Raw genomic sequence first — 25,363 nt, 5'->3', positions numbered from 1 at the left:
TTCTCATGTTATTTAAAATTAACTTGGCCGATACGTAAAATGGTGAGTGAATACGTATTTCGTATCACGTGTCCTCCAGCCTTTCAATGTGCACCTCCTCCGCGTACGCCACCTCCCCATGGGCAGCAATGTCCCCGTGGTGCACGCTGGCCTCGTCCGCCCTGAGGGGCACGAACAGCGAGATCAGCTTCAGGATGCCCAGGTTGGCGAGTAACACGTAGCCCATGACGAATACGCCTGAGAAGACCTGGACCAGGAGGAGCGATGGGTTCCCGTACAGGGCGCCCCTGAGGCCAGGCTCTATGTAGGCCGTCACCGCAGGGTCAGCAAAGACACCGGTCAGTATTCCACCAACCAGGCCCGAGATGGCATGGCTGCTGAACACGCCCAGTGAATCGTCTATGCCCATCTTCGGCTCCACCCTGTTCAGGAAGAACCAGGGCACAGTGCCTGCGGCAATGCCGATGGCAATGGCACCCAGGCCGTTCACGTACCCAGCAGCCGGAGTTATCGCGACCAGTCCGGTTATGGCACCTGTCGTTGCACCTATGAGCGACGGCTTGCCCCTGAGGAGCTGGTCCATTGCCATCCATGTGACCGTGCTCACGGCCGCGGCCAGGTTTGTGTTCAGTACGGCTATGCTCGCATCTATCGTTGCGCCTCCAGGGTCGCCACCGTTGAACCCGTTCCAGCCGAGCCAGATGAGGCCTGTGCCGGCCAGGACGAGCATCATGTTGTGTGCCTCATGGCCTGAGCCCTTCCTAACCCTTGGGCCCACCATCATGGCCGCTGCGAGTGCGGAGACGCCGGCGTCCAGGTGTATTACATACCCGCCCGAGAAGTCCACAGCACCCATCTGTGCCAGCCAGCCACCGGCGAAGAGCCAGTAGGCCAGAGGAGCATAAACCAGAACCGTGAACATCGGGACGTAGAGCATCCACGCCCTGAAGTTCATCCTTTCAATTACGCCGCCTACTATCAGCACTGGCGTTATTGCCGCGAAGACGAACTGGAAGAAGATGAACGTTGCGTTGGGGATGGAGAGCAGGGAGCCGCCCGGGCCATACGCTGACTGCATGCCCAGAAAGTATCCGGAGAGCGACGGTGCTGGGGTGCCGAGTACAGAGTAGCCGTGGACAGTGAGCAGGGAGCCGGGCCCGAATGCCATCCTGTATGCCACCGCAACCCAGACAATCAGGACACAGGCGAATGCGTAGAAGACCATCAGCGAGGTGTTGACCGCGTGCTTCCTCCTGGTAAGTCCCGCATAATACAGGGCCACACCCGGTATGCTCTGCAGGCCCACCAGCGTACCGGCGATCATCATCCAGGAGTTGTTCCCTGTGTTGAGCCAGCTGCTACCCGTGACCAAGTTGCCTGACGTAGCCTTTGGGCCGAACAGCATGCTCAGGTAAAAAAGGGCCGCTATAATGGCTGCGCATGCTGCTGCCGTGATTCCAAGCCACTTACCCTGCATGATAGTGTTTCGCATTTACGCGACCCTATTTAATTTTTTGCAGAACTTTCTGACACTCTGTCAATGAAAAATTGATTTATTAGAATTTCAGATCACATTTCTCAACTACTTCTTTCTTCGCGATAGCAAACGTGCGGTTTCCTTGATATCATGTCAACCGAGAGTCCTCCTCGCCCTTGCCATCTCAAGGACAGCGGACCTTGCCTCATCATCGTGGCCGGACTGCATGGAGATCAGGAAGAGGGAGGACAGGAGGGCGTGCTTCTTCGTCGCATAGTCCTGCGGGCCCGGCTTGATGCCGAGGGTGTCCTGCAGGTACCTGAGGTCCTCGAGGAGCATGCCCCTGAACTCGTCCTTGAGCGATCCACCGAGTATGTCCAGGGCATCCCAGTTGAAGAGGCCGGCAGCAGCAGAGAGGTCTTCCCTGAGGCCACGGTAAGTGGACATTATGAAATCCACATCACCATCGCCCATTTCCTGGAGGGCTGATATGCCGAATACCTCAGGTGGGAGGCCCATGCTGTAAAGTGCTGCCACAAATGTGATCGCCCTGGGCAGCACGATGCCGCCCTGGTTCCTGCTGTAACCGAAGAGGCCTATGTGGAGCTTCCTGGAGCGCCTGGGCGGAATATACCGGGCACACACGTTGATCAGGCCTGCTATGCTCTCGAGCATCCTCTGGTACCTGGCAACATATGGCTCAAGCACCTTACGGAGCTGCACGGCGTCCACCGGCATGGGCTCCTTCACCACGTTCCTCATAAGTGATTCCACGGCACTCCTGGCCTCGTCCCTCCCATAGTCGTACCTGAATGCAGACTGTGCGGTGAAGGTATGGTAGCCCCTGTACTCGTCCATAACCCTTTTCTCGTTCCCGGGCACCAGCCTACCCCTGAAGACTGATGTTCCCGCCCCGAGTATGGGGTAGAAGGGTATCCCCATGCCCTCGGACATCCTGTGGATCTCGTGCACGGCGTACTTTGCAAGCAGCGTGGCGGAGATGAAACCGTAGTTCATCGCGGGGTCCGACCTTGCAATGAACACCCTCATGTACTTGGGGTATGCAAACCTCACGTACTCCTGCACGATTTCCCTTATTTTCAGGACCGAGGGCATGTCCTCTATGAGTGGGATTATGTCGATCTGCTTCGGCTCTGAATCGCCGATCCACTCATCAACGGTCATTCCGCTGTCCAGGCTAATCCTGCCCTTTCCCACGACCACCTTCCTGTAGTAGCTCAGGACTGATATCAGATCCTTCGAGCTTGTGGTGAATGGTATTATCACCTGGAAAACCGGGGAAACCTTCCTCTCATAGAACCTGCTCGCAACGTCATGGCTCACTGGTATACTCTCCAGGGTCTCCATCACGACCTTCCTCTCAGGGCCCTCGATGCTCGCGTTTGGTATCCTGTATGTCAGGAACAGGTCCCTGCCGAGCTCCCTTTCCCTGAAGAAGTCAGGGTACCTGGAGAGAATCTTCCTCACAACATGGTAATCGACGTCCTTTCCCTCAGCGTCCCACATCGCCTCGTCAACGCCAAGCTCTGAATACGAGCGGAACGTCTCCTCCACCTCTCCATCGCCCTGGATCACTGCATCTGCCTGCCACCATGGTGGAGAGGCGTTATCTGGGTGCTGCGTTGACATGACCCTTGGTACCATGTGCATGCGGCCCCATGTCCCGGTGAGATAAAAAACCGTGAACCGCACGGGTGGACGTACCTTCGGAAATTGCGGCTGAAATGAATCATATGGACGGCTCTGGATCGGAACACATGCCACTCTGATAACTGCGCAGGGCAAGCGCAGACCCCAGTGAGCATGTGGCGCGGCTCGGTGCAGGCTCTTCAAAAATCCCTAAAGTTTGATATACGCTTTGCCCAATTGTGTATACCATGGATCATACAAAACTGCGCAACACCGGCCTGACGCTGGACAAGCTGTTCCTGAAGACGCTGCTGACCTCGGGGCACAGGTACCTGACGGATGGGAGGGTGAAAACCGGATACGGTGAATTCTACGAGGCGGCGGTGGGGGTTGCGGGGGGGCTCCACAGGCTGCTGGGCCAGGACAGGGTCGTGTCAGTGATGGACTGGAATTCCATGCAGTTCGCGCAGCTCCTCTATGCTGTGCCAATCTCTGGAAACATAGTCCACCCAGTGGATGTGAGGCAGCCCACCGGACAGGTACTCTCATCCATGAGGGAGGCGGGGAGCAGCTGCCTCCTCTATTCTCCCCCTTTCAAGGGCCTGGCAGAGGCTGCAGTGTCCGCAGGCCTCGTAAAGGATGAGTTCTGCATGTCCATCGATGAGGCCACAGGACAGGACCTTTCCCATGGGAATGGGGAGACAGGACTCCCGGAACTGGATGAAACAAGGGTGGCCTCTGTCCTCTTCTCAAGCGGCACGACTGGAAAGCCCAAGGGAGTTAGGTACAGGCACAGGGATATTGTGCTGACCGTGTGGGCTATGGAAACAGGCCTTTCGGCCTTTCCGGGCCCCTCCAGGCTCACCTCTTCTGATACTGTGTTCTCCCTGATCCCGTTTTTCCACCTGTGGTCCTGGGGCACGCTGTACATATCCACCCTGATAGGCTCGAACTACGTCCTGGGCGGCCGCTTCGACCCGAGAACAACGTCTGAACTGATCAAGAGATCAGGTGCCACCTGGATGAGCATGGTCCCCACCATGTTCAGCGCACTCACTTCATATGACAGGGACTCACTTGATGGTATGAAGGTGCTCATAGGGGGGTCCGCCATACCCTCCAGCATACTGAGGTTTGCTTCGGAGCACTCAATAGAGCTGGCGGGGATCTATGGCTTCACCGATGGCCTTGCTGCCGGCATAGGCACCTCGGAAATCATGGATGACCTGCCCTCAAGGAACGCTGACGCGGTGAATGCGGTCACGCCACTGGTGTTCACAGATTTCCAGATCGGTGGAGACGGGAGTGAGCTGGGTTTCAGGGCACCCTGGTTACCGGACGGTTACTTCAATGTGCATGAGGAAAAGGCATACAGGGGTGACTGGTTCTACCCAGGGGACTCTGCAGAGATAACGGGAGATGGCAGGATAAGAATAAGGGACAGGATCAGAGATCTGATCAAGAGCGGTGGCGAGTTCATACCCAGCGCACTCCTCGAGTACTACATATCGGAGATAGACGGTATCAGCGATGTTGCGGTGATAGGAGTGCCGGACGAGAGGTGGGGCGAGAGGCCGGTTGCAGTGTACCGGACAAGTGATAGCTTGAGGGTTGGTGATGAAGTGATTGTATCCCACCTCAGAGACCTCGCCTCCAGGGGCCTGATCAGGGAGTGGTGGATCCCGGAGCGTTTCATCCGGGTCGAGAGCATGCCTATGACTGGAACAGGAAAGATAGACAAGAAGGCGCTAAGGGCAGCGCTGTCACAACAGCCTGGGAAAGCACAGCCAGGGAGCAGACCTGATTAAGGGATGGTGCGGTGCCTGTAAGCATGGAGTTCCTGGAGCCCCCTGCAGGGCATGACCGGTGCCACTCCCGCACTTCCACGGCCACCGTTTCGAAGACAGGTGTCATTACAGATGGCCTGGAAGACCGGATCCGGTCCGGATATGGTCCGCATTACATTACCCATGGGCTGGGCACACACCGCGGCCTCCGGCAGGGTTGGGAGTTGCAGCAACGGCATTTGGGCTCCGTATCCGGGAGCCTCACCTGCCACCCAAACCCGCATCTGGTTCGTGGCCGGGCCATGCCATAGACATATACACACCGTGGTGCCATGTGCCGGGCCAAAGTGGCGTGGGGAGCAGTGCACAGGGTGGCCCCCGCACCGCCGTACCTTAGCCCAGGCACCTGGAGATGAAGGGCAAGGGAAATGCCGGGCGAACGTCTCATTCCGGCACGGGAGATTCAGTGGCGCTGAAAGCTGAATGCTGCAACAATTGAATCTGGCTTGTTGCGCCAGTGGGCCTATCTGGCCGGCGCCTGGGTTCAACGTAACGGTCAGGGTACCCTGAACCTGAACGTCCTGGAGCCCTCATAGTCCGTGTGCACCACAAACAGACTCCCGCCCATGTCCCCAGGCTCATTGGAGGATGCTGACGTCACGTAGAGATCGCTCAGCCCGTCCCCGGCAAAGACGCAGGATGTTATGTTCTTTGCGGGGAAGACTATCTCATCGACCTTCCTCTTCCTCTCCGGGTCGTGGACAGATACCCTGCTGCCACCCCAGTGGGCAACCCAGAGGTTCCCGTCGGCGTCTATCGTCATTCCGTCTGGATTCCCGTTTTCGTTCCTGAAGTCCACTGCAGTGCCGAGCCACTCAATGTTCATGCTGCTGTCGTAGGAATAAGCATCAACCTTTCTCCTCGGTGTATCTATGTGGTAGAACACTCTCCTCCCAGTGTCCCAGGCGATCCCGTTGGATATGACCAGGCCACTTAGGATGCGCCTTGCCGTGCTCCCGGAGATAACGTAGAGCGAGCCGATGGGCCTCCTCTCCTCCAGGTCCATGGTGCCTGCAACGTAGTTGCCGAATGGGTCTGCCTTTCCATCATTGAACCTTGTGGCCCCTTGGTCCTTTTCGACCTCGAGCAGGAGCCTGTGACCCCCTGACTCGTCGATCAGGTAGAGGCCGTGGTCCACTGTGGCGGCCATCTCCTCGCCGGTGGTTGGTACAATGGACGATATCATCCCCTTGGACTGGAAGGTCCTCATCTCGGAAGCCCCGAGAGATAGGTAGTGGAATTTTCGCCCCTTTATATCAACCCAGTAGACCCGCCTCCTCCTCTCATCGTATGTCGAGCCCTCACCGAGTACATCTACCTTCCTGAAGAGAACCTCGGGTTCCATGTGCATACATCCATGCCAGGTATAAGTTTGTGTGCGGTGTGCACGCTTTGCCCAGACGGTGCCCAACGGATGACAACATGACTTTCACAGGAACCTATCTGGCTCTCAGGATAGGGATGATTGCCGGTGAGATTGGAGCGGTCTGGCACACTGGAAACACACTTTCTTCTGTAGTGTCAGCCAAGATAACGTGCTGGAAACACCGAAGGCAAGTTGCCGGCGCGACCTGCCACCATCTCCCCACCCGGATGAGGAGTATATTGAGACCCAGGCCCATAATCCGTTACAGAAGGCCCCGGGATTGGAGGTAGATCTGTATCACTGACTGCAAGTGTTGTGATTACAACGGCCGTCAATACAACAACAGTTCCAAACAGAAAAGAAGCCTCCTTTAGCCCGTATGACGCAGCCATATAGCCCGTGATGGTACCAGCGGTGCCTGCACTATGTAGCCGGCGGCGTCGTTCAATACCGTGGTAAAGCCCCTGGAAGTGCTCATGCTCAGATCCAGGCCTGCGGTGACCGTCATAGTCCAGGCGAATGCCTGGTTGATTCCCACCCCGATGTTATCCCATTTGAAAAAGTCAGAGGAGACAATAAAGAGTGTAGAGAGAAGATGCTGAACACCAAACTAACAGGGAATAACAAGAGCACAATCTGGTATAGGCAACAGAAGATAAAGCAGGGTCTGCCTCTTAAAGTTTGTAAGAAGCGTTCAAAGCAGTAGCTCCCCTGCTCCAGCATTGATATTAGTATTTTTTTCACTTTTATAATTCTCTTTTATTACCACTGAAACAGGATTAACTGCAGAGCCAATATTTTTTCGTTTTTGCGGAAGAGGTGTGTAAGGAGAGCCTGAAAATTTCAGCGTGGAGATGCTATAGTGGAAAGCTAAAGCTGCTCCACTACCTCTCTCCGATACGGATTGCGGAGGGCCGGATTTGAACCGGCGAACCCCTGCGGGAATGGACCCTAAATCCATCGCCTTTAACCTGGCTCGACAACCTCCGCCCGATGACATGTTATGTGCCTCTGATATAAGAAACATATCCAATCCTATCTACACATGCATTTCCCCGGCCAGGTGCACTTCCGGGGCACCAGACAGGAAGCCACGGCCTGCACCTCGGCAGACCTCCATAACTGCGCTGTATCCTGGCACTCTAAAATATTGTTATACGCATAAATATTCCAAACATTGGAAATAGTCAAAACATTGGAGATGTACGAATTAATTAATATGTTAGTAATGACAGGCCAAGATGATAGGTAGATGCGTGAGCTGAAATTCCTGATACCCTACGTTGTATTCACGTCCTTCTCGTATTTTTTCGCCAAGGACGGCCTCCAGTATGCTTCTCCCCTGGCCTTCATGGCTTTCAGGTACCTGATCGCGGGCGCGATCCTGCTGGCAATTTCGAGGAAGCTAGTCCTCAAGATGGATGTCATTTACCTTACCCTCTTCACTGTTGCCAGCACGGCCTTCTGGATCTATGGCCTCGCCTACGTCTCTCCCTCCCAGTCTGCAGTCCTCAGCTACACAATGCCACTTTTCTCCCTGCCGATAGCCTTCCTGCTCGTCAGGGAATCCCCATCGAGGATGGAGGTCCTGGGCATAGTCGTGGGCTTTGCCGGCGTTTTCATCTACGGTATCCCCCTTGTCCACGGCTTCACCTTCCTGGGCATGGTTCTGACCATTGTCAACGCAGTGTTCTGGGCCACCTTCACAGTCCTTTACAGGCGCCTGAGGGAGGAGGAACCGATCAGCGTGAACGCCACCCAGTTCGTGGTGGGCGCAGCCATACTCTTCGCCCTCTCCTCATTCAATTTCAGGGTCAGTTTCAACCTGCAGTTCACCGAGGACCTACTCTGGATGGCGACCCTGGGCGGGGCACTGCAGTTCCTGCTCTGGAACCTCATGGTGAGGGTGAGCAAGGTCAACAGGGTGACCGTGCTTGCATTCTCCGTGCCGATATTCACCATAGTGCTGGAGGCGGTGATGAACCACTCCATGCCCACATACTACGGAATTGCCGGAGTAGCAGTTATGTTCATCGGAATACTTATATCAAGGCTGCGCGGAGGGATAAGCATAGTGCGTCCTCCGCAGGAGACCGTGAAGTGACTCCGAATACCTTATTTCACCCTTTATGATAATAAGAGCACGTCAGTGCTCGTTGTCGGCAACAGCAACATAATTGGCCTTAACCTAATGAACAGGTTGATAGAGAACGGCGTCCTGGCAATAGGGGTGAGGGGGCTAGAGGATATCCCCGGCGCTCTCCGAAGGGCTGAGGGTGTTGAGTACGTTGTGAACGCCATCTACGGTGAAGGCATTGCCGCTGCAGTGCCTGAAGATGAGAGGGCAGGGGAGGCAGTGAAGGTGGCGCAGAGCATAATCAAGGGCCTCTTCCCAGGGAGCATGCACGTCCTGATATCCTCTGACCTCGTCTACCTTCCACGTGGTGGAGAGAAGAGCGAGGAAGACGCAACAGGGCCGGCCACTCCACTGGGCGCGAAAATGCTGGAGGCGGAGGCCACAGCCGGTGAAGGTGCCCTCATAATCAGGACCGGAATACCCCTGGGGCACTGCGCCCCTAACCTCATGGACAGGTGGGCCGCAGGGGCCACCGGCTGGGCACCGGTTACCGGCAGGAGGAGGGCCTTCGTCCTGAACAGGGACCTCTCCACAGCTGTCATACGGCTTCTCGGGAGGTCCGGCATATACAACGTCTGCGACTTCAACATGGCCGAGGAGGAGTTCGCAAGCGCGGCCGGCATCAGCAGGCCACCCTGTAGATCCGATCGCTCCGACTATTCCCTTTCGTGCAGGAAGCTGACGCATGAGACGGGCCTCGAACCGGCCGGCAGGGATATACTGGGCGCATGGTACGGTGGTGTGCCCTAACAGGTTAGGGAAAAGTGATTATTGGCCAAATCCCATGCCTGGCTGATGCCAGGAGAGGAGGAGATGGTCAGGGATCACGAGGAGGCGAACAGGCTCCTCAGGGATCTGCTCAGGGCGATAGATGGGGGCGAGATCGACATAGACCTGTTCGAAAGGATATCCGTAGGGCTCAGGAGGCACATCTACGCCGAGGAGGAGGACATGTTCCCCAGGGCCCTCCAGGCCAGGCCAGACCTCTCTGCCAAGGTCTCGGGCCTGGAAATGGAGCACGCATCCATCTGGATGCTTCTTGACAGGGTTGAGGGAGAGATAAGGCGGAACGAGGTGGTCAAGGCCCCCAAGTACGTGCAGGAGATCTACGACATCCTGCAGGCCCACAACGTGCAGGAGGAGAAAGATGTGTACCCAGTGGCAGGCACGGACCCTCCACTTGCTTCCTTCAGGGTGCCTGATGGGTGGGTATGCAGGAAGCTCCGCAGGCCGGCCTCCACAGGGCACTGAGGGCTGAAACCCCCAGCCCTTCCTGTCACCTGAGCACCTTTGTGAGCCTGTCCGGCCTGTCCGGGTTCAGGCCCCTGGACTGGGCCAGGCGCATGGCATAGAGCTGCCACGGGATTATCTCGAGGACACACCTCTCAGGATAGTCAAAGCCCCTGATCACCTGTGATCCCAGAGACCCATCAAGTACCTGTGCACCGAAAGAAGTGCACTCCTCCCTGATCCTTGCTGTCACCTGGTCTTCTGAGAATGTGACTACAGCATCTTTGCTGCCTGCCACCTGGATGTAGCCGTGCTCGAACTCCTGGGCTATGAAGGCCTCAGTCCTTACGGATGCAGTTTCCCTAAGCTTCAGGGCAGCCTCCCTTGCGGTAACGTATGAGTATCCAGAGCCCAGGAAGATGTAGTTGTCCGCAGACACCACCTGCAGGTTCTCCGCCTGCCCGACCACCTGCCCTACTGATGCCGCCACCTTCCTCATCACTGCCTCTGAACACGAGCCCTGGATGGCGGAGCAGAACTCAAGGGATGCCATGAGCATGGCTGTGAAGGACTTCGTTGCGGCCACGGCTTTCTCCGGCCCCACAGACAGGTATATTTCAAGGTCAGAAAGCTTCGAGAGAGTGCTCTCCTGCGAGTTTGTGAAGGATATGATCCTTGCGCCGCTCTCGGCCGCCTCCCTGGCCGCCCTGACGGTGTCCCTGCTCTCGCCTGACTGGCTGAAGAACACGTATATGGCATTCCTGCCGAGCGAGCGTATGTAAGTGCCTACTTCAGAAGGCGCAACTGGCACAGCAGGCCTCCCGCTGTCGTTCAGAAGGAGGGAAAGAAAAAGGGAAGCGTTGAAGCTCGTCCCGCTTCCCGATACCACGAATCCCATGGCCCCGGAGGCCATATCCTGTATTTCGGAGCTCTTCCTGTGTGCACTCTCCCAGGCATTCCTCACACTGGTTGACTGTGACCTGATCTCCTCTTCCATCTGGTACATGAACCAGATGAACATTGCATTTCAGTTTAAATGTTTACTGCAGCTTCTTCTGGTCCTCCAGGGGTGAGAAGAGCTGCTCACCCACCAGGGCCTTTATCCTCCTGGTTTCGTCCCTAATTGTGTCCACAAAGTGTAAGTGTATTTTGTGGAACATGAGAGAAATCAACTGCAGGTTATTAATAAATATTCGTTCGTCTATAAATCATGCAATATTTCGGAGGTGAAAAATATTTAAAAATATATAAGCAGACAAATATTTTAAGATGTCTGACACCGCACAGCAACCTTTTTGCCAGACGTTTCCAATCTTTACCCATGTATAGGCACGGGTTTGTTGAAAAGGATATAGACCCATCGGACGTGCATGAGAAGGTGAAGGAGTTCCTGGTCAACGACGGCTTCAACATCACTTCGGACGAGCACCATGACCAGATGTGGGAGATACATGCCAAGAAGTCCGGGAGGGAGAGGATCGTATTGGGCAAGGTCAGGGACGTGGATGTGGTCATAGCAGGGAGCAAGGGCAAGTTCGAGGTGCAGCTGCACGCAGGTATCTGGGGCAGGGACATGGCTGTGCCCGCTGTTGAGGGCCTCCTCACGCTTGGCCTGGCCACGGCTGTGGAGGTGCATGAGGGCCACGAGTACGAACTGAACCTCTGGAAGAGAATAGTGCACCTCATAGACCCTTCGCTCCTCGTGTGTGACCTGGACGGCCTGCTCTTCAAGTCCAGGGACGACCTGGAGAAGCACATAAAGATGGCGCATCAGCAGAACAACACTGGAATGATGATGGCCCCAATGATGATGGCTGGCATGGGCCTGATGACCATGGGCATGTTCGGGGGATTCGGCGGTTTCGGGCCCGGGTTTGGTGGGTTCTGGATCTGACTGTACCGCAAATTGCTTAACCCGTCAATCCATAATTGTCCGGGCCTGTGAGATAGTCAGGAGAGCCTGTCGGCCTTCGGAGCCGAACACCCGGGTTCGAATCCCGGCAGGCCCGCTATATTCCATTTTGATTAAATAGCACCGTGACCCCCCCTATTGTGCCATTGGAAAATATAGAAGCAGGAGTTATGCAGGGGATCAGCTATTTTTTAACAGTGTTAATTATGTCAGGAGTGCCTTACATCATGGACGACGGTATCGGGTGCTCAGTATGAAGGGATCCTACAGAACATGGCTGCTCCTTTTTGGGCCGGCATGGCTTGCAATGATCGCAGACATGGATGCCTCCTCGTACATAGGGGCTGCATCGACAGGGGCAGCCTTCGGTTACGGTCTCGTTTGGCTCATGGCACTTCTCGTAATCCCGCTGTTCATCATCCAGGAGCAGGCAGGTAGGATCGGTATAGCGACCGGCAAAGGCCTTGGGACAGTGGTCAGGGAGAGGTACGGCAGGAGAGCGGCAACCGCAGTGGCACTTCCCATGGCGATCACGGACATGGTAACCTACGCGATCGAATACCTGGGCATAGGCATAGGCCTGGAGGTTGCTGGAATCCCGATACTGTATACGGTGCCGCTGATCTACGTGCTCCATATAGCCATAGTGTCCTCGGGCAAGTACAGACAGGCGGAGAAACCCCTCATCGCAATGTCTCTTCTGCTCATCGCCTTCCTGGTCGCTGCACTGGTCATCAGGGGGCCACTGCCACACACAGACCCCGAAGCGAACATGTTCCTGCTCGGTGATAGCAGGAATTATTTCCTTGTACTGGCAGCGGATGTTGGGGCTGTTGTCATGCCTTTCATGGTGTTCTTCCAGGCTTCCGCCACAGGAACGAAGGTCATGGGGATGAGGTCAAGCAACATCGCGGTTGAAGGGAGAGCAGCCATCAGGTCGATTAGATCGGAGACCCTGGTGGGGGCCATGGTGACTGAGGGCATGATGATCGTGGTGGTGATGGCCTTTGCAGGCATTGGCAGTGCTTCCAGCGCATCATTCTTCGCCACACCTGCAGAGCTATCAAGAACGCTCAGAGTCCTGGCCGGCGACTACGCACCAGCTGTCTTCAGTGCCGGGCTGGTGGCTGCGGGTTTCATCGCCCTGATCGTGATATCGCTTGGAAGTGCCTGGGGAGTTGCTGAGGCCCTGGACATGAAACAGAAGAACTACTGGCTCCTGTACGTCACTGAAAGCCTTCCCGCAGTGTTTGCCTCGATACTCGTAAGTGCATCGTTAATGATTGAGATCGTCCTATACCTTCTCGTGTTCTTCGTTCTAGCACTCATAGCGCCCCTTTCGGTAATGTGGGTCATAGGAAGGGACCCTGAGGTCATGGGGCCCTTGACCATGCCAAGGCGTGTCCAGGCTGCATACCTGGCTTCCTCTGCACTTGTCGTATCAACAGCGTTCATCGCCATGGCCACGTCCATATAGGAGATGGACAGTGCTCCCATGTCCTCACAGTGCAAATAAGATATACACCGCAACACCTATACCGGGCCGATGTCCGTTAAGAAGGACAAGGTCGGTTTCTCAGTGTTCCAGAGCCTGGACATAAGGGTGGGGGTCATAGAGGAAGTCAGGGACTTCCCAAAGGCCAGGAAACCGGCCTACAGGCTGAAGATCTACTTCGGACCCGACATAGGGTACAGGCAGTCATCGGCGCAGATAACCAACTACAGGCCTGAGGAACTCGTGGGAAGGAAGGTCATTGCGGTCGTGAACTTCCCCCCAAAGCAGGTGGCGGACTTCATGTCAGAGGTTCTCGTCCTCGGCGCCCTGACACCGGACGGAGTGAAACTGCTCTCAGTGGACGAGGGAGCACAGCCAGGCGATGTTATCGGGTAGCGGTGCGAAATAAATATTTCCGTATATTCGATCGGTATGCATGCAGTACTTCGACCTCACCACTGCCAGGGACGAGATACCGTGGCTGCGGGAGAGGTTGGACGAACTGCGCCTCATATACAGGGAGCTCGGCAGCCGTGAGGTGTGGGTACCGAAGGAGCAGAACGATGTCCTGTACGCGCGTGGTGAGGCCATCCTGGAGGAGATAGGGAGAAAGGGCATCATAGTCAGGGACATAGAGGCAGGCCTGGTGGACTTCCCTGCGGTGATAAACGACATGCCGGCTTACCTGTGCTGGCTGGAGAACGAGGAAGACATAAAGTACTGGCACTACGTTGACGAGGGATTCGCGGGGCGCAAGAGGATCACGGGAGAGGAGAGGATCCTGGAGACCAGGTAACTTGCACGGGTGGATCGGTGGCACTACGTGGAACCCTGGCGGTTCATTTACCGTCGGAGCTGTTCTTCAACGTTTATCTAACGGATTGTTATCTACCACCCGATATCGATGTTCGAAAGGGCTTTCAGGAGGCTGGCCCTAACAGTCACGAGGCACAGCGGCAAGGTCATCATAATCTGGCTCGTTATCCTTGTCCTCTCACTCCCCTTTGCAGGCATACTCTTCAACGACACCTCGTACAACATAGCGTCTGACATTGTGCCGGCGAACTCGATGGCTAACACCGCCCAGAACCTCTTTAACACGTACTTCGGTGGGGGCGGGAACGCGTCGTCCAACTCCACACTCGTGATAGTGACTAACGGGACGCCCATAGATAGCGTCAGGGGCATAGACCTCCTGGCATCGCTGCAGGGCGCCGTTGCATCGTACCTCGATTCCCTTGGGAGCGGCGTGAACATAACCAGCTTCCTCACTGTGGAGAACGAGACCCTGCAGTCCTTCAGCAACTCGTCAAAGGCACTGCTGAACGGCACCTACAGCCTGCTCTCGACCCTCAACGCGGAGGAGAGCGAGCTGAACCAGACCACAGTCGGCCTTGCCGAGGTTGAGTACGGTCTGCCCGCGGTCTTCATCAGGGCGTTCAACGCGAGCGAGGCGTACGGCAACGTGACGGTGGAGGACTCCGTGGCATACCATGCCGCACTGTCAGCAGCGGGAGATATGCCGGCCCAGTTCTCCAGCCTCGCCACCTCTTACCTTGATCTCTTCAGCTACGCCTGGAACAGCACGGTGAAGGAAAACGCCCCGTACAGCGTGCTGGTGCAGACAGGGTCCGGAATAGTGAGTGGTATTGACGGAAAGCCAAACGGTGGGTTCTACCGTGCACTGAACACAACAGAACCACTTCTGGCAAACATAACCGCAGGGCTGGCCGGCAATGTCACCCTGGAACAGTATGTGGAGAATATGCAGCAGTTCAACTCCACGCTCCTCTCATTCTCCCGGGCCTTCGCGGTCAACTACACATCCAGCTCGCTGGGAAACAACAGCAGGGCTGAAGAACTGCTGAGTGCACTTAACCTCACCCCCTCGTACATTGCAGAGCAGTCCTGGGCCTCGGGAAAGTCCATGACAGGGCCTGTGATCGAGGGCTGGACTGTATCCGATGTCGAACAAGGCCTCATTGACTCCTTTTCTGGAAACCCTGAGGTCCAGCTAAACACCCAGACCCTTACTGGCTACCTCACAGCACTGAACGGGACGAGCCCATCGAAACTGGCCTCATACACCATCCTGTCCGGCAGTTACCTCACATACCCGATCGTGCTGACACCCGCCTTCCTGCACCAGTTTGTTGGTTACGACAACTCCACAACCATAATACTCATAAGCACACAGTTCAACCTCACACCGGAGCAGGTAAACACCATACAGGCCATAAGCGACAACTTTAAGTCGGTTGAGCCAGACAGCAGGTACTACGTTGCAGGAGCCTCGGCCCTGGACCAGGAGATCGAGAGCGAGGCCATAGACGGCCTCCTGAGGGCCCTGATAATAGGCATTGCAATCTCGGTAGTTATAGTGGGCATTTTCTTCAGGTCACCTGTGGCAGCATTCCTGCCGCTGTCCATGTTCGGCATGTCCGCGGTCATATCTTCTGCAGTTGATGGCCTGATATACAGGAGGATACTACACTCCACAGTCTCCTTCATAACGCCCACGCTCCTCTACATACTCCTCCTGGGCCTCACCAGCGACTACATCGTCTACATAATGGCCAGGTACAGGAGGGAGGTGAAGTCAGGTAACCCGGAAGCGATTGTGGATGCGGGCCAGTGGGCAGGCAACGCTGTGCTCACCTCCGGCCTCACCGTTGCGATCTCGTACATAATTCTCTGGCTCGCAGACGTCCCGCTGTTCAGCGATTCGGGCCTCGTGAACGCAATTGGCGTGGCCGTGGCCATACTGATCGCGACCACGTTCTTCCCAGCGCTCTTGAAAAGGGCGGGGCCCAGGGTCTTCTGGCCGAGGCACCCGGCGCAGCTTCAGTCGATACCCATGGAGAGGACTATGTGGAGGATATCGCGCGCAGTGCTGAGGAACAAGGGGAAGATAGCCGTTGTGTTCATCGTTGTCTCTGTCATAGCCCTCTACGTATACCTCATCACGCCCACGAACATGGACGTGTTCAGGCTGATACCCCAGAGCTCGGGAGTGGAGGCACTGCAGGTCGTGAACGACACCTTCCACGGGGACTTCTTCGACAGGGGTTACGTTATCGTGAAGTTCCCGTCACCCCTCTTAGCTGAGGGAAAATACAACATGACCGAGATGGCCTACATAACCGGGCTGGAGGAGAACCTCAGTTCCGTAAAGGGTGTCTCGGAGGTCTTCGGCCCAAGCTACCCCTTCGGTTACTACGTGAATGTGCAGAACGTCACGCATGGGCGCTTTTCATCAATATACAACAGCACCATAAGCAGTGACATAGGCAGCAACCCTGACTACGCCATGGTGACCTTCCAGCTGTCGCAGGTCGCCTGGGACCAGTACTCCTCTAACACGGTGAAGGACATAGTCAAGGACTTCACCCAGGGCTCCAGGTACCCTGCATATGTGGGCGGCCTCACTGAGGGGCTTAACGCGGCCTACTCCGCTACACTTTCCGCCTTCCTGAAGATCATACCTATCCTGGCGGCTGCCATATTCGTTATACTTTTAGTCCAGCTCAGTTCTCTCTTCACGCCCATCAGGCTCATAGCGATGGTCCTCGCATCAGTTGTCATATCCCTGGCGATAACGTTCGGTATAGTGCACTACTCCCCACTTGGGATGCCGGTCCTGATTTTCGTGCCCATGTTCACCTTCGTGACCCTGCTGGCCGTTGGCCTGGACTACGACATCTTCATGGTAACCAGGGTGAGGGAGAGCGTCATTAAGGGATCAGGGGACGAGGAGGCCATTGCGCGCGGCGTCACGGAGAACGGGGGCGTGATCGCAACCCTGGGCAGCCTGCTGTTCGCAACCTTCGGGTCCCTCTACTTCAGTGACATAGGCATCATACAGGAGATAGGCATAGGCCTGGCACTCGGTGTCCTCATAGACACGTTCGTCAGCTGGCCCTTCTTTGTGCCGTCAGTGATGCTGTTCCTTAAAAAGTACAACTGGTGGCCCAGCAACATCGCGAGGCTGAGGGAGAGGATAGGCGGCAAGTGAGCACGGCGGGTTATGGCCCGGGAAGTGCCAGAGGACTGCCACATTGGCGGGCCGACCTATCCTGATTGGCATGGGAGGGTGAAGTCAGAGGACATGCCAGGCCGTCCCGGGCAGTACCAAGAGTGGCTGGCACACGGTCTCCGCCGTGGAAAAACCTAAATATGTTTCTATTATGAGGGGTCTGAATCCAATGAAGACTTACCTGAAAGTTACGTTCTCAAGCGAGGGTGCGAAACCCAGTGAAGTGATCAACAGGCTTCGTTCCCTTGGCTTCAAGCCCGTCATAGGGGAGCAGGACATGGTATACGAGTGGGGCGAGAACGCAACAGCAGAGGATTCGATCTGGTTCGCGGACAAGATACAGGCCACACTGGAAGGATTCAAGGTTATGTTCCAGATCGAGACGCTCAACGACTGACCTTTTCCAGCGGGATCCTCCTTATATCACCGCAGTGACCGCAGTGCACGATCAGCAGGCGCCTCCTTATCCTCAGCACGGTGCCGAATCTGTATGGCCACTTGCATACCTTGCAGTATGACCTCTTGATCTCCTTGGGTAGCGTGAGATCCATCCTGAGGGCCAGCCTCTCCATGATCACTATGTATCTTGCGGCCAGTGCTGGGTCATCCTCCACTGAGGCGAGGTCGAACATGTGCCAAATGCGTTCCCTGGCGATGGCCCTGAGCTCCCTCTTCCCGAACGTTGACCTCATACAATACCGTACTTCCCGAGCGCCTCAACGAAGCCTGAGGAGTTCTTTCCTGATGTCACGGTCTCAGCCATGGACATGAGGACCTCGTTTGTGCCCACGCAGGCACTGTGCACGGCCTCCCTGAACATGGGCATGTCGTTCTCTGAATCGCCAATGACCAGTATCTCGTCTTTCTCCAGGGAGTACATCTCCATGAGCTTCCTGAAAGCGAACGCCTTGTCCTGCCCGGGGTTCAGTATGTGCCATGAGTAGCCGCTGTTCGTCACGGTCACCCCGAACTTCTTCGCCTCCTCCCTGACCCTCTCCTCATCGTCCTCCCTCATCCCGAAGCCCATGGAGGTGAGCCTCCAGGCATTAGAGAATATGCCGTATGCCGACGTGATCCTCTCTATGTGCCTCAAAAACTCCTCCGGCTTCTCCTTTGAGAAGAAGGCCTCCACGTGCTCCTTCATGATGTAGCAGCCACCGTTCTCCGCGAATGCCGGCGCGTTGAGGCCTATGAAGACCTCCAGCCCGTACATCACGGGTATGACGTTCCCGCTCACAAGGCTCACCAGGATGCCCCTGCCAATGGCCTTCCTGATTGCCTCTATGGCCGCAACGTCTATCCTCCTGTCCCTGTGTGTAATCGTGCCATCGACATCGGAGAGGATGAGCCTTATCACGGCCCTGGATCGCCTGGTGCATTAAATCATGATCGGGGCTATTTCAGATCTCGAACGAATTCACCCAGGGGCTCCTCAATGGCCTCGTACCTATCCAGGACGGTTTGGCCCCTCATTATCACCGTTTCCGGGAACACGGCATCGAAGCCGTTGAACGGAGTCCACGGGTTTTTGGAGTGCAGCCTCTCCTCGTTCACCCTCCTCATGGAGTTCAGGTCGACACACATGAAGTCTGCGTAGTAACCCACATCTATCCTGCCCTTTCTTATGCCCATTACCTCGGCAGGGTTCGAACAGGCGGTCTCTATGAGGACCTTCATGTCAAGCACCTTCTTCTTCACCAGCGCCAGCATGAGGGGTATCCTCGTCTCAACCCCCACGATCCCCGCCCTGGCGTACTCGAACTCCTCCTTGTCCTCCTGCGTGTGGGGCGCGTGGTCCGATGACAGGACGGTGTAGTAGCCCCTCAGGTATGCCTCCAGATTGGCCTCAACTGTGGGCTTGTCCCTCAGTGGCGGGTTCACCTTGCCCAGCGGCCCCAGGCCCATGCTGTCATGGAGGAGGAGGTGGTGCGGTGTCACCTCCCTCACCACACTGCTCTCGGCGCTCAGGTAAGGGTATGTCATGTGGGCCACGACCCTCTTCCTTATCTTCAGCGAATCTACTGCCTTCCCAGCCGCCACCTCACACTCCAGTGGCCTGGACCTGTTGTATTCCCTCGTGTCCCTTGCCTCCACCTGGTGTGCCGCCAGGCACCCCTGGTCCTCCGCATGGAAGGCCACAGGCACGTTGAATGAGTCCAGGGCCCTGGCCTTCCTCTCGTCGATTTCCGGGACAACCACCGAGTTCGTGGATCCGCCCATAAAAACCTTGATCCCACTCGTCTCCCTGGATATGACCTCCTCGTTCGAGCCCGTGAACATGGTGTAGAGTCCGAAGTCCGCATATGACCTCCCCCTCACCCTAGCCAGCTTCTCCCTGAAGACCTCGTAGTTGTCCACCGGCACTGCATTGTTCGGCATGTCGAACACCGTGGTTGTGCCGCCGTATATGGCAGAGAGCGACCCTGTCTCGAAGTCCTCCTTTTCCGTCTCCCCCGGGTCCCTGAAGTGGACGTGTATGTCCGTTCCAGCGGGCAGGACAGCACCGGGGAGGCGCTTCACCGGAAAGCCCCTTATGTCCATCCCAACCCTCTCGATCCTACCGTCCCTCACGAGTACCTCAAGCTCCCTGAACTCGCCTAAGTAGTAGAATATGCCAGAATAAACCGTTTCCTGCAAGATCCACCACCTCACACGCCCCTGGCCTCGCCCCATATGAACTTGTGGAACTGCGGCAGGAGCCTCACAGGCAGCGCGTCCCTGACCACGGCTTCTGCCAGCCAGCGCATGTCAGTGCCCCAAGCAGGCTGGAAGACCACGTTCACACTGCGCTGCATAGACCTGATGAAGCCTACGGAGTAATCGTAGTCACCCCTGCTGGCTATGACGAACTTCACGTAGTCGTTATCCCTTATATAGTCCAGGTTCTCCTTCAGGAAGTGCTTCTCCTCCCCGGAAGACGGTGTCTTGATGTCCATGTCTATGGAAACCATGGGTGAGAAGGTGAACTCCTTTATGGGCAGTGAGCCGCTCGTCTCCAGGAGTACCTTTTTGCCCATGGACACGACCCTCTTCGTGAACTCCAGCGCTTCCCTCTGGAGGAGGGGCTCCCCACCAGTGAAGCAGACCCACTGCTCCCTGCTCCTCTCCACCTCCCCGAGCAGTTCTTCCAGTGGTACCTCCCTGCCACCTGTGAAAGTATACTTCGAATCGCACCATGTGCATCTCAGGTTGCACCTGTTCGTTCGCACAAACAGCATGGGTATGCCCATGTAAAGTCCCTCGCCCTGGATGCTGTGGAACACCTCGGTTATGAGCACATAACCACATCACTTTGCTGGATATATCTCTCCCTGCTAACTGTTATATCTACATTACCACTCTTCCCACCATGGACCCGAAGAGGATATTCGAGTACGCCAGGGAGACAGACACGATCCTGATATTCAACGGTGACGAGAATTCCGTCGACAAGACCTTCTTTTACCTGACCGGGGCAGATTCAGGGCTCTTCGAGCACTCTGCCCTCGTGGTCACGCCGGAAAGCGTGAAGATCGTGACATCGCAGCTGGAGGAACAGTCAGCAAGGGCAACGGGGCTTGAGGTGCTGGTGTTCAGGAACCAGGAGGAGTTCAGGGACATCATAAGGAAGGAGGTGGAGGGTGTTGACACGATAGGCCTCAACTACTCCGCCCTGACGCTCTCCAAGTACAAGGAGATATTGAAGATGATACCTGACAAGGAGTTCATAGACGTGACAAGTTCGATAGCAGAGGCCAGGAGGCTGAAGACAGAGGAGGAGATATCGAAACTCAGGGAGGCGGCGAGGATAGGCAGTGAGGCCTTCGAGAGGGTGCTGGACAGGCTCCGTGAGGGCATGACGGAGCTGGAACTGGCCGCAGAGCTCAACTACGAGATGATGAAGGCCGGCGCAGATGGGCCCTCGTTCAGGTCGATCATAGCCTTCGGCCCCAATGCGTCCATACCGCACTACGCACCCGGTGACAGGAAGCTCAGGAGGGGCGACTTCGTGCTGATGGACTTCGGGGCCCTTTACAGGCGGTACTGTTCTGACATAACCCGCACCGTGGTATTCGGCCATGCGAGTGAGGAGCAGAAGTACATGCACCAGGTTGTCTACGAGGCCCAGGAGGCTGCATTCAAGGTGATAAGGGAGAACGCAAACGGGAAGGACGCTGACCTTGCTGCCAGGAATGTCATAGACAGCACAAAGTACAAGGGCAGGTTCATACACTCCCTGGGGCACGGCGTCGGGCTGGACGTGCACGACCACCCTGCGCTGACGCCAACCCTGGACTTCCCGCTCAAGAACGGAATGGTCGTTACAGTGGAGCCCGGGATATACGTCCCGAAGTTCGGCGGTGTCAGGATAGAGGATGACGTGGTGGTCAGGAAGGACGGCAACGAGAGGATCACCACGGCACCGAGAGACCTGATCGAGGTTTCATGAACCTGCCAACCAGGGAAGGCTTCCTGGAGTTCAGGGCAAGGATCGGCACGCTGCTGGGGAGCAAGGAGGGCACTGAGGCCAGGAGGAGGGCCGTTGACTTCCTCGAGTCCGTGGCGCGGTCAGAGAAGCCCGACCCGAGGGACAGCGACACCTTTTACCTCTCCCTCTGGATACTGCGTGCCATAGATGAGCAGGGATTCACCACCAGGGCTCTCAACACTGCCCGGGACCATGTGGAATCTGCGGTGAAGCAGTCTGACCCGGAGGATGCTGTCTCATATGCCTCTTCCATGGGCATGAGGGCATCCTTCGACTACAGGAGCCACAGGTTCCTTGTGCCTGTGTTCGACTTCGTGGCCACCGTGAAGAGGGTAAGCGGGCCCACATACAGGCTCGTATACCAGGACGTGGACTCCGGTACGGTGAGGGTGAGCGAGGACGTGTTCGCAACGCTTGTGAGGGAGAGGTTCGTGGCCCTGTTCCTTGACCTCTACAATTCCATCGAAGTTTCGGAGGCCAGGGAGGCCCTATCTGGATATGCAGATATGGTGGAATCGCTGGGAAACCTCTTCAGGGACCTTTCCAGGAAGTGGGCCGATGTGCCAGGGGGCCTTGACTTCAACAGCTTTCCACCGTGCATATCGACCTACCTGAACCAGATGAGGGATGGGGTGAACCTCCCGCACATGGCCAGGTTTACCCTGGTGAGTTTTCTCTTCAACGTTGGCATGGACAGGGAGGACATAATGAGCCTGTTCAGGACCGCCCCCGACTACAACGAGAGGATGACAAGGTACCAGGTGCTCCACGTCACAGGGGAGATATCAGGCAAAGTCTATTCACCACCAAAGTGCGCTGTCCTGAAGTCCAACCACCTGTGCTACGCAGGCGACGATGCCGTCTGTGCTAGGGAGTGGCTCAGGCACCCGCTCCAGTACTATTCTTACAAGAGGCGCAGGAAAGTGCCCTAGGACAACTTCCTCTCTATCATCTTGATGAGTGTTGATTTCTTCACGTTGCTGTCCACTATGTACATCTTGCAGGGCTCCCATGGTATCCTTGGGTACCTGGCATCCCTGACCTCGAACTTCAGCCTCAGGGACCTCAGAATCTCCTCGAGCCTTGCATCGGAGTAATTCCGGGCAGCCTTCCTGGAGATCTTCCTGCCGAGACGCCTCGTATTGCTCTCCCTGAAGTACTGGGAGTAAAGGGTTACCTGCACCATGGCTTCACTGCACCAGGACGGCGTTGATCACGCCTTCCTGCCCGGGCCTTGAAGTTATCCTAGCATCACCGAGTTCTGTCTGTATTATGGTGCCCTTGTTCATTATGTTCCTCTGCACGAAGTGCGGGTTGGCCGGGTTGGCCTTCACCGTTAGGATCCTGACCTTCTTCGTTGTCCTGTCCTTTGGGCTATAGACGTTTGCAAACTCTGCCCTCATTATGAAGGTCTTCGTGTTGCCGCCCCTGACCCTGATGGTCTTCCTGCTCTCCGGCCCAAGCCTCGTGAGAGTTGGCTCCCTGCCGAGCTCAAACCTCCTCTTGTTCCTTAACTTCTTGTACTTCCCGCCTGTGAACTTCTTTGAAGCCCTTCCCTGAAACACGGTCATCCCGATCACTCTGTACCGAACGTGCTGGGCATCATGGCTTCCTTCTTTAACTTTATGGGGTTTAATGGGGCGGAAGCCCCCTTCGGTGTGGGAGGGGATGGTAGTGAGCAGCGGGAGTTAGACACTGAGAGCATATCCTCCACTCCAATTTATCTGAATTCACGAGATACCTCTCCTAAAAGGCTGAAAGGGCTGGTGGGAGGGTAGTGAAGGTGAATCCAGCGTATACCTAAGAAGTATGCCAGGTGTGGATACGTCAAGAATGAACTGTCCCTGAAAGACCGTGTGTTCGCCTGTACTGAGTGCGGTCGGACTTTAGAGCGTTATCACAGCGCTCCCCTAAACGTTCCACGTGAAGGGCCGGCACTGCCCTTAGAGCCTGTGGACAGGAGACCTCTGCTGTACATTCCCTTTTCCGAGGGAGTGTATAGTAAGTTTCCTGGAAGAAGCAGGAAATCTTCACCGTGAGGTGGAGATGCCCCGTCCGTAATGGCGGGGTAGTTTACAGGCTTTGCAGCTCTGCCCTCCTGACCTCGGGCATGTGGTCCTGGAACCAGTAGGAGAGCTCCGGGTCAACCACCATGAGCGTCCTCTCCGTGTAGCCGAAGGAGCGCACCCTATCCAGCGCAACCTCGTTCACGTGTTCCCAGCACGACCTCTCAAGGTCCCAGACCACACTGGAGAAGAGGCGGTGCTTGGCCCTGTACATTGAATCCGTGACCTCAGAGTTCAGGCTCCTGAGGTCCTTCCAGTAAGATCGCAGGTATGACTCCACTGTGTCAGAGACCATCAGGAGCATGTTCCTCTTCACCCTCTCCTCCATGGTGTCGGCTCCGGCCATCATGGAGGAGTAACAGCCATGGTTGGCATCATGCACCATGGTCACCCATGCATCGACTATGCTCTCCACCACCTCCATGTGGGCATCCCTCTCCGCGCTGCCCTTTAACTTGCTCCCGTCGTAGACAAGGATCACGGAGGATGGGGCAGAGGAGGAGATGAAACGCATCAGCGATGCCCTCTGTGGGCCAGATACCCACTCCGGCAAGTGGAAAGGGAAAGAGGCTATGCGCATGGCCTGGCATGTCCTGGTGGCTATTGTAATTTAGGAGAGTAGTACGTAGAGGGCGGTGCCAGCCAGCACAGCGGCAACGATGTAGTCCACGGTGGCGGGCCTCAGTCCCGATAGGCCCCTCAGGTAGCCGAGCATGGACACATAGACCATGCAGACCACGGTGGCCACTGTCACTGCCAGGAAGACCACAATGGCCACCGACAGCGTATAGAGGCCGGATGGAGATGCAAGGAGCAGTATGGGGACAAGGGCAGGGTCTGGGATCACGCTGGCTGCCAAGGATACCTGCTGCACCTCCGTGCCCGCGGACTGTTCCCTGATGGCGTTGGCTACGATGTAAACGGACACAGCGATCAGGAGCACAAAGGATATGTACCTCACCAGGGCACCGCTCAGGAACACGAGGCCCAGGAATGCAACGGAGGCGGAGAGGGCGGAGGTGGCCAGCCCGTGTGTGATGCCGATCAGGAGTGAAAGCGAAAGAGTCTTTCTCTGCGTGTATCCTGACCTCACGCTCAGGGCCGAGAGCGGTACCCAGTGGTCCGGGGCAACCATGTGGAGTGCCGCGATCGCTGCAGCCAGTCCAAGGATGTAGTAGATCAACAGAACCCGATCGCCAGGCAGTATTGAACTCTTCCACCTGCCAACCATGCCTGGCACGGCGGGGACTGCAGGCCTGGCAGTGGTCTTGCCCTGTGCTTTCCGTCCACCACTGGGAACCTTCTGTACTGAATTGGCCTGTGGCCGATGTGAACCTCTATATAAAAGGTCGTTTATGCATGTCGGTGAAGTACGAGCAGAGCTTCGGCCTCTCCGGATCGCTGGTCTTCGTCGCCATACTGCTTGCCACATTCCTCTATCCGCCTGTTGACCCGGTCATAAGGGTGCAGCCGTTTCCCGGCCTTGTGGGGGCCATACACATGGCTGTCTTCCCCGTGATCGGTATATTCGCATCAGCACTGGCCAACACCATGAGGACGCACGCTGGAGCCATAATGATAACGCTCTCAGTACTGGGCCTTGACATCTTCCCTGGGCTCTACATACTCTCGTTCGCCCTGATTCTCATAGGCGGCATGGTTGCTGTTCTCAGGTGATG

The 25,363-nt window shown here is 56.2% G+C and carries 25 protein-coding genes, 2 tRNA genes and 1 pseudogene; 15 read left to right on the top strand and 13 right to left on the bottom strand.

Annotation, left to right across the window (positions count from 1 at the left end; genetic code table 11):
- Positions 1-64: 64 nt before the first annotated feature.
- Both IEW66_RS08215 and ppcA read right to left on the bottom strand, forming a co-directional pair.
- Positions 65-1,405, bottom strand: coding sequence for an ammonium transporter (locus tag IEW66_RS08215; RefSeq protein ID WP_373286581.1), 1,341 nt, complete (start codon positions 1,403-1,405; stop codon positions 65-67).
- A 225-nt stretch (positions 1,406-1,630) separates the two neighbouring features.
- Positions 1,631-3,148, bottom strand: a complete 1,518-nt coding sequence (ppcA, locus tag IEW66_RS08210; protein ID WP_188681748.1) for a phosphoenolpyruvate carboxylase — start codon at positions 3,146-3,148, stop codon at positions 1,631-1,633.
- Positions 3,149-3,375: 227 nt separating this feature from the next.
- On the opposite strand from ppcA, the gene IEW66_RS08205 reads away from it, so the two are divergent.
- On the top strand, positions 3,376-4,935 hold the full coding sequence (locus tag IEW66_RS08205; RefSeq protein WP_188681747.1) for an AMP-binding protein: 1,560 nt from the start codon (positions 3,376-3,378) through the stop codon (positions 4,933-4,935).
- A gap of 535 nt (positions 4,936-5,470) precedes the next feature.
- Here the strand turns inward: IEW66_RS08205 and IEW66_RS08200 are convergent.
- Together IEW66_RS08200 and IEW66_RS08195 are read right to left on the bottom strand one after the other, a co-directional pair.
- A complete protein-coding gene (locus IEW66_RS08200; protein WP_188681746.1) occupies positions 5,471-6,319 on the bottom strand; it encodes an SMP-30/gluconolactonase/LRE family protein in 849 nt (282 codons plus the stop codon).
- A 926-nt stretch (positions 6,320-7,245) separates the two neighbouring features.
- Positions 7,246-7,330 (bottom strand) — tRNA-Leu (locus tag IEW66_RS08195).
- 262 nt (positions 7,331-7,592) lie between these two features.
- On the opposite strand from IEW66_RS08195, the gene IEW66_RS08190 reads away from it, so the two are divergent.
- Genes IEW66_RS08190 through IEW66_RS08180 form a run of 3 tightly spaced genes read left to right on the top strand, consistent with a single transcriptional unit; the run spans position 7,593 to position 9,728 of the window.
- Positions 7,593-8,444: a DMT family transporter gene (locus tag IEW66_RS08190; RefSeq protein ID WP_188681745.1), complete on the top strand. Its 852-nt coding sequence runs from the start codon at positions 7,593-7,595 to the stop codon at positions 8,442-8,444.
- A 45-nt stretch (positions 8,445-8,489) separates the two neighbouring features.
- Positions 8,490-9,227: a Rossmann-fold NAD(P)-binding domain-containing protein gene (locus IEW66_RS08185; RefSeq protein ID WP_188681744.1), complete on the top strand. Its 738-nt coding sequence runs from the start codon at positions 8,490-8,492 to the stop codon at positions 9,225-9,227.
- 45 nt (positions 9,228-9,272) lie between these two features.
- Positions 9,273-9,728, top strand: coding sequence for a hemerythrin domain-containing protein (locus IEW66_RS08180; protein WP_188681743.1), 456 nt, complete (start codon positions 9,273-9,275; stop codon positions 9,726-9,728).
- A 25-nt stretch (positions 9,729-9,753) separates the two neighbouring features.
- Here the strand turns inward: IEW66_RS08180 and IEW66_RS08175 are convergent, their stop codons facing one another.
- Complete coding sequence (locus tag IEW66_RS08175; RefSeq protein WP_188681742.1) at positions 9,754-10,713, bottom strand: SIS domain-containing protein; 960 nt, start codon at positions 10,711-10,713, stop codon at positions 9,754-9,756.
- Positions 10,714-11,028: 315 nt separating this feature from the next.
- Here IEW66_RS08175 and IEW66_RS08170 point away from each other — a divergent pair, with 315 nt between their 5' ends.
- The 7 genes from IEW66_RS08170 (at position 11,029) to IEW66_RS08140 (ending at position 17,547) form a co-directional block, all read left to right on the top strand.
- On the top strand, positions 11,029-11,601 hold the full coding sequence (locus IEW66_RS08170) for a hypothetical protein (protein WP_188681741.1): 573 nt from the start codon (positions 11,029-11,031) through the stop codon (positions 11,599-11,601).
- A gap of 41 nt (positions 11,602-11,642) precedes the next feature.
- Positions 11,643-11,716: transfer RNA gene (locus IEW66_RS08165), tRNA-Arg, on the top strand.
- A gap of 156 nt (positions 11,717-11,872) precedes the next feature.
- Positions 11,873-13,096: an NRAMP family divalent metal transporter gene (locus tag IEW66_RS08160; RefSeq protein ID WP_188681740.1), complete on the top strand. Its 1,224-nt coding sequence runs from the start codon at positions 11,873-11,875 to the stop codon at positions 13,094-13,096.
- A 69-nt stretch (positions 13,097-13,165) separates the two neighbouring features.
- Positions 13,166-13,510, top strand: a complete 345-nt coding sequence (locus tag IEW66_RS08155; RefSeq protein WP_188681739.1) for a tRNA-binding protein — start codon at positions 13,166-13,168, stop codon at positions 13,508-13,510.
- A 40-nt stretch (positions 13,511-13,550) separates the two neighbouring features.
- The gene (locus tag IEW66_RS08150) at positions 13,551-13,910 is read left to right on the top strand and encodes a DUF2203 domain-containing protein (protein WP_188681738.1); all 360 of its coding nucleotides are present in this window, start codon (positions 13,551-13,553) and stop codon (positions 13,908-13,910) included.
- A gap of 108 nt (positions 13,911-14,018) precedes the next feature.
- Complete coding sequence (locus IEW66_RS08145; protein WP_188681737.1) at positions 14,019-17,129, top strand: MMPL family transporter; 3,111 nt, start codon at positions 14,019-14,021, stop codon at positions 17,127-17,129.
- Between the two features lie 190 nt (positions 17,130-17,319).
- On the top strand, positions 17,320-17,547 hold the full coding sequence (locus IEW66_RS08140; RefSeq protein ID WP_188681736.1) for a hypothetical protein: 228 nt from the start codon (positions 17,320-17,322) through the stop codon (positions 17,545-17,547).
- Here the strand turns inward: IEW66_RS08140 and IEW66_RS08135 are convergent.
- The 4 genes from IEW66_RS08135 to IEW66_RS08120 are packed head-to-tail and all read right to left on the bottom strand — an operon-like array spanning position 17,537 to position 20,428.
- Positions 17,537-17,842, bottom strand: coding sequence for a ribonuclease P Rpr2/Rpp21/SNM1 subunit family protein (locus tag IEW66_RS08135; RefSeq protein ID WP_075057424.1), 306 nt, complete (start codon positions 17,840-17,842; stop codon positions 17,537-17,539). The genes IEW66_RS08140 and IEW66_RS08135 overlap by 11 nt on opposite strands.
- On the bottom strand, positions 17,839-18,507 hold the full coding sequence (locus tag IEW66_RS08130; protein WP_188681735.1) for a phosphoglycolate phosphatase: 669 nt from the start codon (positions 18,505-18,507) through the stop codon (positions 17,839-17,841). The genes IEW66_RS08135 and IEW66_RS08130 overlap by 4 nt, the downstream gene beginning before the upstream one ends.
- Positions 18,508-18,545: 38 nt before the next feature.
- Positions 18,546-19,787, bottom strand: a complete 1,242-nt coding sequence (locus IEW66_RS08125; protein ID WP_229657578.1) for a dihydroorotase — start codon at positions 19,785-19,787, stop codon at positions 18,546-18,548.
- 11 nt (positions 19,788-19,798) lie between these two features.
- Positions 19,799-20,428 (bottom strand): 7-carboxy-7-deazaguanine synthase QueE, encoded by a 630-nt coding sequence (locus tag IEW66_RS08120; RefSeq protein ID WP_188681733.1) that lies wholly within the window; start codon positions 20,426-20,428, stop codon positions 19,799-19,801.
- Positions 20,429-20,499: 71 nt separating this feature from the next.
- Here IEW66_RS08120 and IEW66_RS08115 point away from each other — a divergent pair, with 71 nt between their 5' ends.
- Both IEW66_RS08115 and IEW66_RS08110 read left to right on the top strand, forming a co-directional pair.
- Positions 20,500-21,579, top strand: coding sequence for a M24 family metallopeptidase (locus tag IEW66_RS08115; RefSeq protein ID WP_188681732.1), 1,080 nt, complete (start codon positions 20,500-20,502; stop codon positions 21,577-21,579).
- Positions 21,576-22,550: a hypothetical protein gene (locus IEW66_RS08110; RefSeq protein WP_188681731.1), complete on the top strand. Its 975-nt coding sequence runs from the start codon at positions 21,576-21,578 to the stop codon at positions 22,548-22,550. Before IEW66_RS08115 ends, IEW66_RS08110 begins: the two co-directional genes overlap by 4 nt.
- Here the strand turns inward: IEW66_RS08110 and IEW66_RS08105 are convergent.
- A complete protein-coding gene (locus IEW66_RS08105) occupies positions 22,547-22,804 on the bottom strand; it encodes a signal recognition particle subunit SRP19/SEC65 family protein (protein ID WP_162509697.1) in 258 nt (85 codons plus the stop codon). The two genes, IEW66_RS08110 and IEW66_RS08105, sit on opposite strands and share 4 nt — an antisense overlap.
- 4 nt (positions 22,805-22,808) lie before the next feature.
- The gene (locus tag IEW66_RS08100; RefSeq protein WP_188681730.1) at positions 22,809-23,189 is read right to left on the bottom strand and encodes a 30S ribosomal protein S8e; all 381 of its coding nucleotides are present in this window, start codon (positions 23,187-23,189) and stop codon (positions 22,809-22,811) included.
- A 128-nt stretch (positions 23,190-23,317) separates the two neighbouring features.
- Here IEW66_RS08100 and IEW66_RS08775 point away from each other — a divergent pair.
- Positions 23,318-23,657 (top strand): annotated as a pseudogene (locus tag IEW66_RS08775) (zinc ribbon domain-containing protein); the annotation flags it as partial.
- 34 nt (positions 23,658-23,691) lie between these two features.
- Here IEW66_RS08775 and IEW66_RS08095 read toward each other — a convergent pair.
- Positions 23,692-24,264 carry a hypothetical protein gene (locus tag IEW66_RS08095; RefSeq protein ID WP_188681729.1) on the bottom strand — a complete coding sequence of 191 codons (573 nt, stop codon included), beginning with the start codon at positions 24,262-24,264 and terminating at the stop codon, positions 23,692-23,694.
- A 30-nt stretch (positions 24,265-24,294) separates the two neighbouring features.
- The gene (locus IEW66_RS08090; protein WP_188681728.1) at positions 24,295-24,867 is read right to left on the bottom strand and encodes a hypothetical protein; all 573 of its coding nucleotides are present in this window, start codon (positions 24,865-24,867) and stop codon (positions 24,295-24,297) included.
- A 182-nt stretch (positions 24,868-25,049) separates the two neighbouring features.
- Between IEW66_RS08090 and IEW66_RS08085 the strand changes: the two genes are divergently transcribed.
- Positions 25,050-25,361 (top strand): hypothetical protein, encoded by a 312-nt coding sequence (locus tag IEW66_RS08085; protein WP_188681727.1) that lies wholly within the window; start codon positions 25,050-25,052, stop codon positions 25,359-25,361.
- Positions 25,362-25,363: the final 2 nt, after the last annotated feature.

The organism is Thermogymnomonas acidicola, from assembly GCF_014646795.1.
In the GTDB taxonomy this organism is placed as follows: Archaea; Thermoplasmatota; Thermoplasmata; order Thermoplasmatales; family Thermoplasmataceae; genus Thermogymnomonas; species Thermogymnomonas acidicola.
This window is presented reverse-complemented; position numbering and strand designations above follow the sequence as displayed.